Genomic DNA, 15,497 nt, shown 5'->3' with positions numbered 1-15,497 from the left:
ATGAGGAAAACGCATCACATCAACGTTTTTGAGGCAATCCGGCCTGTCCGGGTTGCGGCAATGCCGGGGCTTGCGTTTTCCTCCCGCATTGAGAACGCGAGAAGCAGCAAGGCGAAGAACTTGTCGACGACGGCCCGCACGCCGTTTATGTCGTTGAGCGACATGTATCTGGGAGGCTGATCATTTAATTGGCGCCTTCGGGGAAAAGTCATCCTCGGGGCGCTATTTAGAAGGCGCGAAGACGCAAAAATGTTCCAAGCGTCGATAAAATTCGCGCCATGGCCCGGCAGGCGGGGCATGGCCGAGAAACTTGAATAAGGAAGAAAGAAAATGCTTAATCGAAGAAACTTTATAGCTGCCGCGGCGGGACTGTCGACGCTTCCGTTTATCGGAAACTTCGTCTTCGCAGCATCGGAGGATGTCAAGAAGAATGCGAAGCGGGGAGGCACGCTCACCATCGCGGTCAATCCCGAGCCGCCGCTTCTCGTGTCCGCTTTCCACAGCGGCCAGTCGAACGGCATTGTCTCGACCAAGATCCTGGAAGGGCTGATTGCCTATGACACCGAACTCAACATGCACCCCTATCTCGCGAAATCCTGGGAGTGGAGCGATGATGGGCTGTCGCTGACCTTCCATCTGCAGGAGAATGTCAAATGGCATGACGGCGTTCCCTTCACCTCGAAGGACGTTGCCTTCACCCTGATGAATGTCTGGAAAGAGCTGCATGCCTATGGCCGCCCGGCCTTCAGCAATGTCACCGCCGTTGATACGCCCGATGAGCATACCGCAATCCTCCGTCTCTCGGCGCCGGCGAAATATATGATGGGTGTTTTCTCCCCCTACATCTCGCAGATCCTCCCCGCGCATCTTTACGAGGGCACGGATATCCGCGCCAATCCGTACAACAATGCGCCCATCGGCACCGGGCCGTTCAAATTCAAGGAATGGGTGCAGGGCAGCCACGTCGCGCTTGAGCGCAATGACGATTACTGGCGCGAAGATGAGCCCTATCTCGACGGCGTGATTTTCCGCTTCATGCCCGATGCCGCAACGCGTCTGGTCGCTTTCCAGAGCGGCGAGGTGCAGCTCGGCTTTGCGAGCCCGATCCCGGTCAACGAACTGAAGAACCTCAGCAAATCTGATGACTTCTTCGTGACGACAATCGGCGGTGAATATACCGCGCCGATGTTCCTGCACGAGCTCAACCTCCGACGCGCGCCGTTCGATAACGTCAAGGTGCGCCAGGCAATGCTGCATGCGATCAACCGCGAAGGCCTGATTCGCGTCGTCTGGGGTGGTTACGGCAAGGTCGCCGCCGGCCCGATCCCGAGCACCAATACGCAGTTCTTCAACCCGAACACCGTGCAGTATCCGTATGATCCGAAGCGGGCGGAGGAGCTTCTCGATGAGGCCGGCTATCCGCGCGGCAAGGACGGCGTCCGCTTCACGATGACGCATGACTTCCTGCCATTCGGCAGCACGCTGCAGCGCTCGGCCGAATACACCAAGCAGCAGCTCGGCCAGGTCGGTATCAAGGTTGACATCCGGGCGCAGGACTACGCCTCCTACATGCGGCGGATTTACACCGACTATGACTTCGATATGACCAACGTCTATCTCAGCACGATGCCGGATCCGGTTCTCGGCGTGCAGCGGCTGTACTGGTCGGAGAATATCTCGCCGGGCGTTCCCTACGGCAACGCAAGCGGCTACAGCAACCCGGAGATGGATGCGCTCTGGGAGCTGGTGCAGACGGAAGTCGACGATGAGAAGCGCCGCGAGGCCTTCTTCAAGATCCAGGAGATTGCGCAGCGCGACCTGCCGATCCTCAATCTCTTTGAATATCAGTCGGTCACCGTTGGCAGCAGCAAGGTGAAGAACTTCTCGACGACGGCCTATGCGTCCTTCTCGTCGTTGAGTGATGTTTATCTCGACTAAGGACCACCGCTGAAAGGGATCAGACGCCATGAGGAAATCTGCAACCGTCACTCGTAAGGGACATGTTGCCATCGTGAAATTCGATCGCGGGGAACGGCTGAATGCGTTCGACCGCGCCCTTGTCTATGAGATGATCGACGTCGGTCGGTCATTTCAGGACGATTTCGAAACACGCGCAATCATCGTTACGGGCGCGGATAATGCGTTTTCCTCTGGCGCTGACCTGAAGGCGATCAACTTTACTGAAAACATGTCGCCGGTCGAGGCGCGCCACGCCCGTCAGGCCGGGGTTCGGCTGTGCCGGATCTGGGAAGACCTGCCGCAGGTGACGATCGCGGCAATCAACGGACTTGCCGTCGGCGCGGGCGTTGCCTTCTCGATCGCCCTCGACTGGCGCGTCATGGACAGCGACGCGTATTTCTATGTTCCGGAAGTACGTCACGGATGGCATTTGCAGTGGGGCGCAATCCCCCGCCTCGTCTCTCTCGTCGGCCCGGCGCGGGCGAAAGAGGCGGCGCTGCTTTGTGAGAAAATGGGCGCGAGCCAGGCCCTTGACTGGGGCCTCATTGATCGGATGTCGGCGCCGGGGCAGGCCGTTGCCGAGGCGATGAAGCTCGCGGAGACAATCGCGGAGTTTGATCCTGTGCCGGTGCGGATGATCAAGGACGCGATCAATGCCGCAGCGGGGGCGAACTTCCGCGCCGTCAGCCACGCCGATGCCGACCAGAATGCGTTGAGCGTCCTGTATGCGGCGCAGGCGGCGAAGCGCCAGGAATAACGCCTGACTGTCTTGCGTGAAGTCACCCGCAAGGATTACGCGGGCGGGGATTTAGTGCATTTACGTAACGGCAGGCTTTGCGGTTGCATCCGCGGGTCGCAGAGGCGTTATTTTATGAACGTACAGCTTGAACATAAAAGTCTAACAAAAAGGATCAGCCATGAGTAAGTCAGTAACTATCACCCGTTCCGGGCATATTGCCATTGTGAAGTTTGATCGCAAGGAGCGACTGAATGCCTTCGACCACGCCCTGGTCGCCGAGATGATCGAGGCGGGCAAGTCGTTTCAGGATGATTTCGAGACGCGCGCGATCATCGTCACGGGTGCGGACAACGCCTTTTCCTCTGGCGCTGATCTGAAGGCGCGGGACTATACGAAAGACATGTCGCCGGTGGAAGCGCGCCACATGCGCTCGGCCGGGGTGCGTCTTTGCCGGATCTGGGAAGATCTGCCGCAGGTGACCATTGCCGCAATCAACGGTCTTGCCGTTGGCGCGGGCGTCGCCTTCGCCATCGCGCTCGACTGGCGCGTCATGGATAACGACGCCTATTTCTTCGTTCCGGAAGTCCGTCATGGCTGGAACATCCAGTGGGGGACGATGCCGCGGCTGGTCTCGCTCGTCGGTCCGGCGCGGGCCAAGCAGGCATCGCTGCTCTGTGAGCGGATGACGGCCGCCGAGGCGCTTGATTGGGGCCTCGTCGATCGCGTGTCGGAGCCGCAGCAGGCGGTCGCGGGCGCCATGAAGCTCGCCGAACGCATCGCCGAGTTCGATCCGGTGCCGGTGCGGATGATCAAGGAAGCCATCAACGCAGCCGCAGGAGCAAACTTCCGCGCCGCCAGCTTTGGGGATGCCGATCAGAATATCCTGAGCGGATTTTATGCCGATATGAGGGCAAAAAAGGAGACCGAAGGGTCATGAAAGCACATGAATGGCTCATCTTTATAGCCAAGAAGATCATGCTCGTGGTCTTCTCCGCCCTGGCAATCGCAACAGCAAACTTCTTGCTGTTGCAGCTTGTCCCCGGCGACGCGGTGGATGTGATCGCGGGCGAGGCGGGCGCGGCGACCCCTGAATATATGCAGCAGCTCCGCGAGCTCTACGGTCTCGACAAGCCGGTCTATATGCAGCTCATCAGCTATATCACGCAGCTGATGCAGTTCGATCTCGGCTATTCGTTCCGTTATAACATGCCGGTCTCCGAGCTGCTCCTCGACAGGCTGCTCTCGACGCTGCTGCTGATGGGCGTTGCGCTGTTTCTGGCCATTCTGCTCGGCAATATCCTCGGCATTCTGAGCGCACGGAAGATCAACGGCTGGTTTGACAGTATCGTCGCCGTGCTGGCGCTGGTCGCATTCGCCACCCCTCTCTTCTGGAGCGGTCTTATGGCGATCATTCTCTTTTCGGCAACACTCGGCTGGCTGCCCTCCGGCGGGATCGAGACAATTGGCGCCAATTACACGGGCTGGGACCGGGTGCTCGACGTCGGCAAGCATATGGTTATGCCGGTGATGTCGCTGGTCCTCTATTTCACCGCCGTCTACACGCGCCTGATGCGGGCCTCCATGCTCGAGGTTCTGGGGCAGGATTTTATCACGACCGCGCGGGCGAAGGGGCTCAGCGAGAAGATTGTCATTTTCAAGCATGCGCTGCGCAATGCTTTGCTCCCGGTCATCACGATGATCGGCTTGCAGATGGGCGCGCTGATCGGCGGGTCGGTTCTGGTCGAGACGGTGTTCTCCTGGCCGGGTATCGGGCGTCTGGCCTATGAGGCGGTTTTTCAGCGGGACGTAAACGTTCTTCTCGGCATTCTGTTCATCAGTTCTGTCGTCGTCCTGGTGGCGAATATTCTTGTCGATATCGCCTATGTTCTGGTTGATCCACGAGTGGAGATCTCGAAATGAAGTCGAAACGACCCCCCGGAGCTATCCGCCGATTCCTGCGGCGGCGATCGGCGCTGCTTGGAGCCGTTTTCCTGCTCCTCATTTTCCTGACCGCTATCCTCGGTCCTCATCTCTGGCAGGTGAGCCCGTGGGATATGATGGGGATGCCGCTGACCGCGCCGGGTGAAGAGGCGGAGTTCCCGCTCGGAACCGATCTGCTCGGACGCGATGTGCTGAGCGGCATGCTGTACGGTGCGCAAGTCTCCCTGCTCGTCGGTATCGCCGCCGCGCTCGCATCGATCCTGATCGGAACGGCGGTCGGCGCGATCGGCGGATTTTACCGCGGCAAGGTGGACGCCGCGCTTGTCCGGGTGACGGAGCTTTTCCAGACGATCCCGGCCTTCCTGCAGACGATTGTGGTCGTTGTCGTTTTCGATCCGACGATGATGACGATCATCATTTCCATCGCGATCTCCTCCTGGCCGCCGGTCGCCCGTCTCGTGCGCGGCGAAGTCCTCACCTTGCGCGAACGCGACTTCGTCTATGCGGCGCGCACCGTCGGAATGGGTGATGGACGGATCATTCTGACCCAGATCCTGCCCGCCGCGATGCCGCCCGTGATTGTGATGAGCTCCTTCATGATCGCAACGGCCATCCTGACGGAAGCCGGCCTTTCGTTCCTTGGCCTTTCGGATCCCAATGTGATGACGTGGGGGACGATCATCGGCGCCGGGCGCGATGCGCTCAACCAGGCGCAGTATCTGACGATCATTCCGGGGGTCGCAATCATGCTGACAGTGATTTCTCTTAATCTGGTTGGCGAAGGTTTGAACGATGCGTTGAACCCGAGGTTGAGGGAAAGATGAGCACTACAACGAAGCTACTCGAACTGTCCGGGCTCTGCACCGAGTTTCCGACCGTGAACGGGCCGGTAAAGGCCGTCAATCACCTTGATCTGACCATCAACCGGGGCGAGGTGATGGCGCTTGTTGGCGAGAGCGGCAGCGGTAAATCCGTCACCGCCATGTCTGTCATGGGGCTGATCCGTCAGCCGGGACGGGTGACGAGCGGGAAGATCCTCTTTAACGGCGAGGATCTGACGACCTATAACGAGCGCCAGTGGCAGACGATCCGCGGCAATCGCATCGCGATGATCTTTCAGGAGCCGATGACGTCCCTGAACCCGCTCTTCACCGTCGGCGACCAGATCACGGAATCGCTCCGCAAGCACAAGAAGATGAGCAAGAAGGAGGCGCTCGGCCGCGCCCAGGAACTGCTCGAACTTGTCCGCATCAGCGAGCCGGCGAAGCGGCTGAATGAATATCCGCATCGTCTCTCCGGGGGGATGCGTCAGCGCGTGATGATCGCCATGGCGCTCGCCTGTGATCCGGAACTCCTGATCGCCGACGAGCCGACGACGGCACTCGATGTGACGGTGCAGGCGCAGATCATGGATCTGATCGGTGACCTGCGCAAAGAGCTTGGCATGACGATCCTGCTGATCACCCATGACCTTGGCGTTGTCGCCCAATATACCGATCGCGTCGCGGTCATGTATGCGGGCAAGAAGGTCGAGGAGGCGGATGTCTATTCCATCTTCGAGACGCCGCAGCATCCCTATACGCAGGGGCTGCTCGCCTCGATCACCCACAAGGGCGTGCAGGGCAAGCGGCTTTACGAGATCCCCGGGCGGGTGCCGCCGCTGAATGCGCTGCCGCCCGGATGCGCCTTCGCGCCGCGATGCTCCTTCGCAACGGATGCCTGTCAAGCCGGCGTTCCGGAACTGCGCGCCTTCGCGGGTCAGACCCGGAGCGTCGCCTGTATCAACGCAAAGCTGGATGAGATATAGATATGTCCGAAGCCCCTTTACTCTCCGCCCAGAATCTCGTCAAAACTTATGAGGTCAGAGGCGGCTCCGTTTCGGCTCTCGACGATGTCAGTTTCGAGTTGAAACGCGGTGAAATTCTTGGCCTCGTCGGTGAGAGCGGCTGCGGGAAATCGTCGCTGGCGCGCGTGATTATGCAGTTGCTGACGCTCGATTCCGGGCGGCTCACCTTCGATGACGTGGATCTCGCGACATGCTCGAAAGCGGAGTTGCACGGCCTGCGCCGGCGCTTCCAGATGATCTTTCAGGATCCCTTCTCCTCTCTCAACCCCCGGACCTCGGTCGGGCGGATCCTCGAGGAGCCGCTGATTGTCCACAAGATGGGGGATAAGAAGGAACGCAAGGAGAAGGTCCGATGGCTGCTTGAAAAGGTCGGCATGAGTGCCGAGATGGCGGATCGGATGCCGCATGAATTCTCCGGCGGGCAGCGCCAGCGCATCGGCATCGCCCGCGCCATCGCGCTCAATCCCGACATGGTGATCTGCGATGAGCCGGTCTCGGCGCTCGATGTCTCCATTCAGGCGCAGGTGCTCAATCTCCTGCTCGATCTGAAGGAAGAGTTCAACCTGACCTATCTCTTCATCTCGCACGATCTCTCGGTGGTCAACCATATCGCCGACCGGGTCGCGGTGATGTATCTTGGCAATATCGTCGAGATTGCCGATTGCGAGGCGATTTTCGAGAGGCCGCGGCATCACTATACCGAGCTGCTGCTGAAGGCATTTCCCATGCCCGATCCGCGCAAGCCCGTGGTGCGGGAAGAGGAGCTTGACAAGGGGGAGCTGCCAAGCCCGATCAACCCGCCGAGCGGCTGCCGCTTCCGTACCCGCTGCAAACGCGCCAGCGAGAAATGCGCGATGGAAAAGCCGCTGCTGCGGGAGATCGAGCCGGGCCATATGGTCGCCTGCCACTTCCCGATAGAGCAGTAACGCTCGAGAAGGCGACCGGGCAAGCGCCGGCCCGCGCCCGCAAGGTAAAGCCGGCGCCTTCGGGGCGCCGGCTTTATACTGGGCAACAGCTTTACGGGGCGACGGCCACTCTCGCGACGCCGATTCCATTCAGGTGATCATCTGCTCATTTGATCCGGGCATCTGAACAGGGAGGAGAGGCGCGCCGCACAGCGGAGACGATCCCCGTCGCCGCAGCGCGGGAATCGCCCGTTGCTGAGCGTCTGAATGCGGCAATCACCCGCGGTAACTGCAGAAATGTGCTGGGTCTGGCGACATCTGAACTATCGTTCGCTACGCCCGGAACAGACACCGGGCGCGCCGTAAACTGGCAATCCCGGATCATCCCCTTTTTCCGGGAATTGTTCTCTTGTTTCTCTCGTGTTCAATTATATTGATCTATCGATAAATTAACGCTATAGCTTTCCGAAACAACAAGGCGTGCGAGCGCGATCGGGCGAGAAGCGTAAACGGATCGGGAGCAAGGCAGCAAGAGGCGCATGAAAGTCGCTCCTGCCGAATAAGCCCGACAGGATGCGGGAGGTCTTCGTACATAATGACTGATGTGGTTGAGGTGAACAGCAAGATGGAAATGAACAAGCCCATCCCTGCGCGGCGGGAGGCGGGGCCGGCATCCTCATCCCGGCGGGCAATGCCGGAATGGCTGGTAACCCTTTTGTGGCAGCTCTTCGTGGTTTTCGCCATTGTCGGCTTCTGGCAGCTCGCGCACGAGATGAAATGGGGCGTGCCGATCGTCGTGCAGAGCCCGGTTGCGGTCCTGAACACCCTCGTCGAACTCGCGCAGGGCGATCTGCTCTGGCCGAACTATTGGGCGACGCTGAAGGCAACCATTATCGGGCTGCTCATTGCCGTCGTAATCGGCACGCCGATCGGGCTTTTCCTCGGCATTGTGCAAAGCGTGCAGCGGGTAATGGCGCCCTTTATCAGCGCCATCAACTCGATGCCGCGTATCGCCCTCGCGCCGGTCTTCATCATCGTTTTCGGCATCGATATGTGGGCGAAGGTCGCCCTCTCGGTCAGTCTCTGTGTCTTTATCATGATGCTGAACGGCATGGCGGGCGTCAGCGCGGCGGACTCCGAAGCGCTCCGGATGATGCGCACGCTCGGTGCGACCCGCTCGCAGATCCTTCGGAAAGTCGTGCTGCCCGCCGCCATGCCCTCCATTCTTGTCGGGATCAGGCTCAGTCTCATCTATTCGCTGCTTGGCGTTATCGCATCGGAGCTGATCGCGTCGCAGGACGGGCTTGGCCAGATGATCGCAGGCAGTGCGGGGGTCTTCGACCTTGCTACGGTCTATGCGGTGCTGCTTCTTCTGATGATTACTGCGGTGCTGCTCAATGCCGGCAGCGAGATTGTCGGCCGGCTCCTGCTCCGCTGGCAGCCGCCCGAGACGCGCTGATCCCGGCCCATCGATATTTCAAGGACTTTTATTCATGGAAAACGCGATGAATTCGACTATGGCCCGGCTTGAGAATGTCTCCGTCACCTTCACGGGGCAGGGGCAGGCGGCGCCGAATACTGTGCTAGACAACCTCTCGATGGAGATCCGGCAGGGTGAATTCGTGGTGATCGTCGGGCGGAGCGGCTGCGGTAAGACGACCGTACTCAATCTCCTCGCCGGACTGCTTGATCCGCAGGCGGGAGACATCGAAGTGATGGGCAAGATGCCGCGCGCGGCGCGCCGTCATCTCGGCTACATGTTCGCGCGCGATGCGCTGGTCCCCTCGCGCACGGCGCTTGCCAATGTCGAGATCGGTCTTGAGGTGCGCGGCGTTGATCGCAGGGAGCGGCGCGAACGGGCACTTAAACTCATGGAGATCCTCGGGCTTGCCGGGGCCGAATCCCGCTATCCGTGGCAACTGTCGCAAGGCATGCGCCAGCGGGTCGCGCTCGCCCGTACCTGGGCGCTGGAGCCGGATCTGATCCTGATGGACGAGCCCTTCGCGGCGCTCGATGCGCAAACGCGTGAGACGGCGCGCGAGCAGTTCATCGAACTTTGGGAGAAGCGCAAGAGCAGCATCGTGTTCGTGACCCACGATCTGACCGAAGCGCTGCTGCTCGGCGATCGGGTGATCATCATGGGGCCGAAGGGTAAGATCCTTGAGAATATCGCCCTCCCGTTCACGCGCCCGCGCGATCCGGCGGAGCTGCCCTTTACCGACGAGTTCCGGCTGCTCGAGCGGCGGCTGCACGGCCTGCTTGCGGAGACGGTTTAGGAGGCGGGCCGGCATTAATCAATTATCACATGGACTTGCGAAGCGGGTTTATGATCATATGATGGGAATAAAAAACGGGGTGGTCATTCGAGCGGTGCCGGGAATTTTATGCCTTTAGACAATCAGACAACGGGAAAGGCTGTCAAGACGCGCCAGCGTCTCAGCCCGGAAGCGCGCCAGTACCAGATCATCCAGGCGGCGATCAGCTTCTATGCCCGCCACGGATTTGACGCGAGTACGCGCGATCTCGCGCGCGAGCTCGGTATCTCGCAGCCACTGCTCTATCGCTATTTCCCGACCAAGGAAGCGCTTATCGACAGCGTCTATGAAGAGGTGTTCGTGCGCCGCTGGAACCCGGAGTGGGAGGAGTGGCTGGCCGATCGCTCGCAGCCGATGGCGGACCGGCTGAAGCGCTACTTCAAGGACTACGCCCGCTTTATCCTGCAAAGCACGTGGGTGCGCATTTTTATCTATGCCGGTCTCAGCAAGGGCGGCATCAACCAGAAATATCTGAAACGCCTGCGCGAGCGCCATTTTGAACTGATCGCCCGCGAAATGAGATATGAATATGAAATTCCCGAGCCGGCCGATAAAGAGGCGGAGGATGATGAGATCGAGCTGATCTGGGCGATGCATTCCAGCATCTTCTATATCGGCGTGCGCAAATGGATTTATGAGTTGTCCACGCCCAAAAAACTCGATCGGCTGATCGATATGCGTGTCGACAGCTTCGTGCATGGCGTTCCCGCCGTGCTGAAGGCGCAGCGCCGCTAACTATTCTCCGAGATTGTTCTATTTTGCTCAAAACCGGGCTTGCCAGATTTTTTGTCTCTTGCTATTATTGATCTAACGATAAATAAGTAAGTTGGGGGCGAAGGGGACGATATCTTTATGAGATAGGGTCTCCAAAAATATCTAGAGTGAATGAAACTGGCCTGATATTTCAATATTTTTTCGAGCCGGGCGTTGGAATGGCAATTCGATCCCGGATATTGAGATTATGAGGTTTGTGAAATAGATGGTCGATTGATCATTATAATTGGCTGTCCTGCGCGCCCTCTGCAGCTTCTATCCCGGCGATGGCAGGGGTGAGGCAGGGCGGGGAAATTTGCGCGGGATATGGACGATGCGGGGCAAAATCGGCGGGTAGAGTGGATATCCGTTGGCGCCGCAGGTTTTGGATAATTCTGCGGGCCGCGCAATCAGGCGGTATCGGCCCGTTCGAACAGGAGAGGTATTCGGAATGACTAACGGATTTGGACTTGATCAGCTATACGAGATTTCAGACGACGCGGTTGAGCGCTTTCATGCGGAGGGCTGGGCGCCGCTGCCGGGCCTGATCGACCCCGCACTTGCCAGGGAAATTCTTGACCGCCTGAACGGCTCGGATAATCTCGTCAATCCCTCCTCGACCGAAAAATGGATGACGGACAACGAGTATGCCCGCGTGCTGCGGATGCACGACGGCATGGCGTGGAAGGATGACTGGTTCAAGGATATTGCGCTTTCTCCGCGTCTCTCCTCGCTTGCGTTGAAGCTGATGCGCAAGGAGGAGGGCCTTTTTATTCATGATATGTCCTTCTTCAAGCCGGGGACGGAGAGTGAGCCGACGCCGCATCATCAGGATTTCTGCCACTGGCCGTTCGACCGGACCGGGGCCTTCACCATCTGGATCGCGCTCACCGATATCGACGAGGATATGGGGCCGCTCTATTTCCTGCCGGGCTCACACCGCGAAGGGCCGCTCGGCCGCTACAGCCACCGGGCCGGCGATGATGTGTGCGCAGCCAATCCGGGCCTGCTTGAGCGCTATGGCAAGGCGGCGGGCAAGGCGCTTCGCGCCGGCGATGCGACGGTGCATCTCGATCTCTCGATCCATGGCGCGAACGCGAATACGACCGGGCGCGACCGCGCGGCCTATACCCTGCGTTACATGCCGACGGACGTGATCTACACGGGCGCGCCGCACCGGCACTTCGACCAGTTCGGCATGAAATCGGGCGACAAGTTTGCGGAGTCTCCGCGTATTCCGCGCATCAGGCGGGCCGGCGCATGAAACCCCGTGCTCTAAGGGCGGCTCTCGACGCCGGGAGCGCGGCCATCGGCTCCTATGTGATGATGGATAACGGCGCGTCCGCCGGGATCCTCGCGCATCTTGGCTATGACTTCATTGTCATTGACCGGCAGCATGCCGCCATCGATCTTGCCGGGTTGCAGGCGTCGATCGGCGCCACCAAGGAGACGGCCTGCACGCCGCTGGTGCGGGTGCATCCGCGCCGTGCCGACCAGATTGAATGGGCGCTTGATCTCGGCGCGCAGGGCATCGTCATGCCGATGGTCAATTCCGCCGCCGATGCCCGCCTTGCGGCTGATGCCTGCCGTTATCCGCCAACGGGGCGGCGGAGCGTCGCGGCGCTTCGCAACGTACTTGAGCGCGGCAAGGATTATATGCGGCGCTCCAATGATGACGTCACCTGCATCATCCAGATCGAGCATTTTGAGGCCGTTGAGCGGATCGATGAAATCCTTGATGTCGCGGGGATCGATGCGGTGATGCCGGGGCATGTCGATCTCGCCATGTCCATGGGGCATACCATTGATTATGGATCGAGCGTCTCGAACGTGGTCCCGGACGAGGTCGAGAGGGCGATGGAGAAAATAGAAGCGGCCTGCGCCGCCCGCTCAATCCCGGTGATCCCGGTCGTGGGATCGCCCGATGAATATGGCGTTGCGCTCGGCAGGGGGCATAAAATTGCCTGCTGCAACACCGATTTTCATCTTTTCATGAGCGCGGCAGCGGCCCAGCTCGCGGCGTGTCGTGCCAAAGGCGACAGCTAAACATATGCCACCGCATCAATAGTAATAACAGAACAACAGCTAGGGAGAAGGAAACATCATGAACTGCAAACACGTCTTTTCACTCGCCGCAACGGCGATTGCGTCAATGCTGCTGCTAAACCCGGCAGCGACAGCGGCCGAATCCGTCGGCGAAATCACCTATATCGGCTATCACGGCGCGCCGCTCAACTTGATCGAGCAGGTGGCGATTGATCAGGGGCTGTTTGAAAAGCACGGCCTCAAGGTCACCTTCACCGGTGCCGGCAGCGGTCAGCAGATGGCGGCCGCCCTGCTTGGCGGCAGTGCCGAGGTCGGCGTCATGACGACCACCGTGACGGCGCCGCTCATGAAATCCGGCCAGTGCATCACTTACCTGACCTCGGGCCCGCGCACCTATTACAACCTGCTGGCGCAGCCAGATCTCGATCTGCCGAATGCGGACAAGCCGTTCCCGGAGAATCTCGTTGACCTGAAGGGCAAGAAAATTGCCCTCAACGCGCGTGGCACGGCGTTGGAATCGATGATCAACGCGCTGCTCGCGGAAGCGGGATTGCAGCCTGAAGACGTGACCTTGATCGCGACGGGCGGCCCGGCCGCGAATGCCGTTGCCGCTTTCCGAGCCGGCCAGGTCGACGTCATGATGGCCTATCCGATTTCCGAGCAGCTGCTGCAGCCGGGAGAGTATAAGGATCTCTCCCGCCTGATGGATATCGAGGGGGGGAACCCGATCTTCAACCTGACGCAGGTTTTCTCCGCGACGTCCTGTGACTATGCCGAAAAGAACCCCGACGTCATTGCCGCCTTCTGCAAGGCGTCCGGCGATTCCTACCGCTTTGTCAACGATCCGGCGAACCGCGAGCAGGTGATCAAGACCATCCAGTCGATCATGAGCCTCGATGAAGCCACCGCGACGGCGTTCTGGAACCAGTATAACGGCACCTGGCCGACCGGCGTTATTGACGAAGCCTCCTACGCCAAGCAGGAAATCCTGCTGCCGAAGGATGCGACGCTTCCTGCGCGGGATGAGGTTGTGCATCAGGCCTGCCAGGACCTGCTCTGATTGCTACCGCCCTGCCCGGAGCTCCCGCTCCGGGCAGTACCGGCCGCCTTCGGCAATCGGGGGCACGGCCCTGCCGCCGTCAATCTCAGGCAGAACAAGCTTGGTAAATATTGGTTTTAGATATCCTGCGGGACGTATCGATTGCGGCGCGGGCGGGGGCGACGACCCTCTTTCATTTGCCGATTAATTGATAATTTTATGACTGTTGAGAGGTCAGAGTGGCTATTCAGAAGCTGGCGCATTTTTCTGTCCGGACAACGGATCTTGAGGCATCGAGGAAATTTTATTGCGATGTTCTCGGTTTCAAGGAAGGCTATCGGCCGTCCTTCGACTTTCCGGGCCTGTGGCTCTATCTCGGCGGCGACGAGGCGGACTTCGGCGCCGTCCATATCATCGGTGTCGATATGACGGACTCCGAGGGTCTCAAGGCCTATCTCGGCGACAAGCCGCTTGACAGCCTGCAGGGCGGCGGGGCCGTCGATCACATCGCTTTTCTGGTGACCGGCCTCAGCGCGATCCGCAGCAAGCTGGCGGAGCATTCCATAGATTTCAAAGAGCGGACGGTCCCCGATCTCGGCCTGCATCAGCTGTTTGTCGAGGATCCGTCGGGCATTACGCTCGAGCTTAATTTTCCCGCCGCAGAAGCTTCGGGCGAGGCGGCGTCCGGTTCATCCCGCGGGCAGGAGTGAGGGAGGCAGCAATGTCAAAGACGCCAACAGCAATTATTATCGGCGGATCTTTAGGGGGACTTTGCGCGGCCAATCTGCTCCATCTTGCCGGCTGGAACGTCAAGGTGTTCGAGAGAAGCGCCGAGGAGCTTGAGGGGCGCGGAGCGGGTATCGTCACACATCCCAGCCTGATCGCGATCCTGAAAGCGGCCGGCGTGCGCATCGATGAGACGCTCGGCATCAAGGTTGATGAGCGGGTTATTCTCGGCCGGAGCGGAAAGCGCGAAGCCTCGCGGGACTTCCCACAGATCCTCACCTCCTGGTCGCGGCTCTATCAGCTTCTCCGCGAGGCGCTGCCGGATACGCAGTATTTCAACGGCTGGAACCTGACACACTGCCGGAACGTCGCGGGCGGCGTCGAGGCGACGTTTGAGAATGGCGAGACGGTCGCTGGCGATCTTCTCATCGCCGCCGACGGCATCCGCTCAACCGTGCGGCAGATGCTGCTGCCGACGCTCGCGCCGCAATATGCGGGCTACATCGCCTGGCGCGGTCTCGTCGATGAGAAGGTTCTTTCTGATGCCGTGCTGCGCGATCTTTTCCCCTATTTTTCCTTTGGCCTGCCGCCGCGCGAACAGATGATCGCCTATCCCGTCGCAGGGCAGGGCAATGCGACAGAAGCGGGCAGGCGGCGCTATAATTTCGTCTGGTATCGCCCCGCCGATGAGGCGAGCGAGCTTCGCGATATGCTGACCGATGAGACGGGTCGGGTCTGGGAGGACGGCATTCCGCCGCCGCTGATCCGGCGCGATATTCTCGAGGCGGCGCGAAAGGCGGCGGAAGAGACCCTTGCGCCGCAGTTTCTGGAAGTGGTGAACAAGGCGGAGAGCCTCTTTTTCCAGCCGATCTATGACCTGGAGAGCACGGCCCTTGCCTTCGGCCGCATCGCGCTGCTCGGCGACTGCGCTTTCGTTGCCCGTCCGCATTGCGGGATGGGCGTCACCAAGGCGGCGGAAGATGCGCAAGCTCTCGTGAGCGCGCTCGGCAATGCTTCCACGATCGAAACGGCCCTTGAAAAATATGAGGCGGAGCGCCTTCTCGCCGGCCGGCAGATCGTCGCCCATGCCCGCTCCCTCGGTGCCTATATGCAGGCGCAGCTCAGAAGCGAGCAGGAGCGGAAAATGGCGGAGCGCTACCGCACGCCCGAGTCCATCATGGCCGAAACCGCCGCCCCGATAAGCGTCACAAGCGGCTGATCGGGCGGC

The 15,497-nt window shown here is 60.0% G+C and carries 16 protein-coding genes; all 16 read left to right on the top strand.

The window, feature by feature from the left end:
* Entirely contained in the window at positions 1-180 is a 180-nt protein-coding gene (locus V7Z56_RS11615) for a hypothetical protein (RefSeq protein WP_334129635.1), read from the top strand.
* 150 nt (positions 181-330) lie between these two features.
* The gene (locus tag V7Z56_RS11610; protein WP_334129634.1) at positions 331-1,938 is read left to right on the top strand and encodes an ABC transporter substrate-binding protein; all 1,608 of its coding nucleotides are present in this window, start codon (positions 331-333) and stop codon (positions 1,936-1,938) included.
* Between the two features lie 28 nt (positions 1,939-1,966).
* Positions 1,967-2,716 (top strand): enoyl-CoA hydratase/isomerase family protein, encoded by a 750-nt coding sequence (locus V7Z56_RS11605; protein WP_334129633.1) that lies wholly within the window; start codon positions 1,967-1,969, stop codon positions 2,714-2,716.
* A gap of 160 nt (positions 2,717-2,876) precedes the next feature.
* Positions 2,877-3,635 carry an enoyl-CoA hydratase/isomerase family protein gene (locus V7Z56_RS11600; protein ID WP_334129632.1) on the top strand — a complete coding sequence of 253 codons (759 nt, stop codon included), beginning with the start codon at positions 2,877-2,879 and terminating at the stop codon, positions 3,633-3,635.
* On the top strand, positions 3,632-4,618 hold the full coding sequence (locus V7Z56_RS11595) for an ABC transporter permease (RefSeq protein ID WP_334129631.1): 987 nt from the start codon (positions 3,632-3,634) through the stop codon (positions 4,616-4,618). Before V7Z56_RS11600 ends, V7Z56_RS11595 begins: the two co-directional genes overlap by 4 nt.
* On the top strand, positions 4,615-5,463 hold the full coding sequence (locus V7Z56_RS11590) for an ABC transporter permease (protein WP_334129630.1): 849 nt from the start codon (positions 4,615-4,617) through the stop codon (positions 5,461-5,463). The genes V7Z56_RS11595 and V7Z56_RS11590 overlap by 4 nt, the downstream gene beginning before the upstream one ends.
* Complete coding sequence (locus tag V7Z56_RS11585; RefSeq protein ID WP_334129629.1) at positions 5,460-6,446, top strand: ABC transporter ATP-binding protein; 987 nt, start codon at positions 5,460-5,462, stop codon at positions 6,444-6,446. The genes V7Z56_RS11590 and V7Z56_RS11585 overlap by 4 nt, the downstream gene beginning before the upstream one ends.
* Before the next feature lie 2 nt (positions 6,447-6,448).
* A complete protein-coding gene (locus V7Z56_RS11580; RefSeq protein WP_334129628.1) occupies positions 6,449-7,411 on the top strand; it encodes an ABC transporter ATP-binding protein in 963 nt (320 codons plus the stop codon).
* Between the two features lie 574 nt (positions 7,412-7,985).
* Positions 7,986-8,849, top strand: a complete 864-nt coding sequence (locus V7Z56_RS11575) for an ABC transporter permease (RefSeq protein ID WP_334129627.1) — start codon at positions 7,986-7,988, stop codon at positions 8,847-8,849.
* Positions 8,850-8,895: 46 nt separating this feature from the next.
* Positions 8,896-9,666 (top strand): ABC transporter ATP-binding protein, encoded by a 771-nt coding sequence (locus V7Z56_RS11570; protein ID WP_334129626.1) that lies wholly within the window; start codon positions 8,896-8,898, stop codon positions 9,664-9,666.
* A gap of 108 nt (positions 9,667-9,774) precedes the next feature.
* Complete coding sequence (locus tag V7Z56_RS11565) at positions 9,775-10,440, top strand: TetR/AcrR family transcriptional regulator (protein ID WP_334129625.1); 666 nt, start codon at positions 9,775-9,777, stop codon at positions 10,438-10,440.
* A gap of 469 nt (positions 10,441-10,909) precedes the next feature.
* The gene (locus V7Z56_RS11560; RefSeq protein WP_334129624.1) at positions 10,910-11,722 is read left to right on the top strand and encodes a phytanoyl-CoA dioxygenase family protein; all 813 of its coding nucleotides are present in this window, start codon (positions 10,910-10,912) and stop codon (positions 11,720-11,722) included.
* On the top strand, positions 11,719-12,504 hold the full coding sequence (locus tag V7Z56_RS11555; RefSeq protein WP_334129622.1) for an HpcH/HpaI aldolase family protein: 786 nt from the start codon (positions 11,719-11,721) through the stop codon (positions 12,502-12,504). The genes V7Z56_RS11560 and V7Z56_RS11555 overlap by 4 nt, the downstream gene beginning before the upstream one ends.
* Before the next feature lie 58 nt (positions 12,505-12,562).
* Positions 12,563-13,564 carry an ABC transporter substrate-binding protein gene (locus tag V7Z56_RS11550; RefSeq protein ID WP_334129621.1) on the top strand — a complete coding sequence of 334 codons (1,002 nt, stop codon included), beginning with the start codon at positions 12,563-12,565 and terminating at the stop codon, positions 13,562-13,564.
* 218 nt (positions 13,565-13,782) lie between these two features.
* Positions 13,783-14,253 carry a VOC family protein gene (locus V7Z56_RS11545; RefSeq protein WP_334129620.1) on the top strand — a complete coding sequence of 157 codons (471 nt, stop codon included), beginning with the start codon at positions 13,783-13,785 and terminating at the stop codon, positions 14,251-14,253.
* Positions 14,254-14,264: 11 nt separating this feature from the next.
* Positions 14,265-15,488: an FAD binding domain-containing protein gene (locus V7Z56_RS11540; protein WP_334129619.1), complete on the top strand. Its 1,224-nt coding sequence runs from the start codon at positions 14,265-14,267 to the stop codon at positions 15,486-15,488.
* Positions 15,489-15,497: the final 9 nt, after the last annotated feature.

The sequence above is a fragment of the Sneathiella sp. genome, from assembly GCF_036844445.1.
In the GTDB taxonomy this organism is placed as follows: domain Bacteria; phylum Pseudomonadota; class Alphaproteobacteria; order Sneathiellales; family Sneathiellaceae; genus Sneathiella.
The sequence above is the reverse complement of the archived record's forward strand: the minus strand, read 5'-3'. Positions and strand labels throughout refer to the sequence as shown.

Bases quoted from the DNA above. Each gene is read 5' to 3' on its own strand.
- V7Z56_RS11610 (WP_334129634.1), top strand. From the start codon at position 331: ATGCTTAATCGAAGAAACTTTATAGCTGCCGCGGCGGGACTGTCGACG.
- V7Z56_RS11540 (WP_334129619.1), top strand. From the start codon at position 14,265: ATGTCAAAGACGCCAACAGCAATTATTATCGGCGGATCTTTAGGGGGA.
- V7Z56_RS11570 (WP_334129626.1), top strand. From the start codon at position 8,896: ATGAATTCGACTATGGCCCGGCTTGAGAATGTCTCCGTCACCTTCACG.
- V7Z56_RS11575 (WP_334129627.1), top strand. From the start codon at position 7,986: ATGACTGATGTGGTTGAGGTGAACAGCAAGATGGAAATGAACAAGCCC.
- V7Z56_RS11585 (WP_334129629.1), top strand. From the start codon at position 5,460: ATGAGCACTACAACGAAGCTACTCGAACTGTCCGGGCTCTGCACCGAG.
- V7Z56_RS11550 (WP_334129621.1), top strand. From the start codon at position 12,563: ATGAACTGCAAACACGTCTTTTCACTCGCCGCAACGGCGATTGCGTCA.
- V7Z56_RS11595 (WP_334129631.1), top strand. From the start codon at position 3,632: ATGAAAGCACATGAATGGCTCATCTTTATAGCCAAGAAGATCATGCTC.
- V7Z56_RS11555 (WP_334129622.1), top strand. From the start codon at position 11,719: ATGAAACCCCGTGCTCTAAGGGCGGCTCTCGACGCCGGGAGCGCGGCC.
- V7Z56_RS11560 (WP_334129624.1), top strand. From the start codon at position 10,910: ATGACTAACGGATTTGGACTTGATCAGCTATACGAGATTTCAGACGAC.
- V7Z56_RS11605 (WP_334129633.1), top strand. From the start codon at position 1,967: ATGAGGAAATCTGCAACCGTCACTCGTAAGGGACATGTTGCCATCGTG.
- V7Z56_RS11615 (WP_334129635.1), top strand. From the start codon at position 1: ATGAGGAAAACGCATCACATCAACGTTTTTGAGGCAATCCGGCCTGTC.
- V7Z56_RS11565 (WP_334129625.1), top strand. From the start codon at position 9,775: ATGCCTTTAGACAATCAGACAACGGGAAAGGCTGTCAAGACGCGCCAG.
- V7Z56_RS11600 (WP_334129632.1), top strand. From the start codon at position 2,877: ATGAGTAAGTCAGTAACTATCACCCGTTCCGGGCATATTGCCATTGTG.
- V7Z56_RS11590 (WP_334129630.1), top strand. From the start codon at position 4,615: ATGAAGTCGAAACGACCCCCCGGAGCTATCCGCCGATTCCTGCGGCGG.
- V7Z56_RS11580 (WP_334129628.1), top strand. From the start codon at position 6,449: ATGTCCGAAGCCCCTTTACTCTCCGCCCAGAATCTCGTCAAAACTTAT.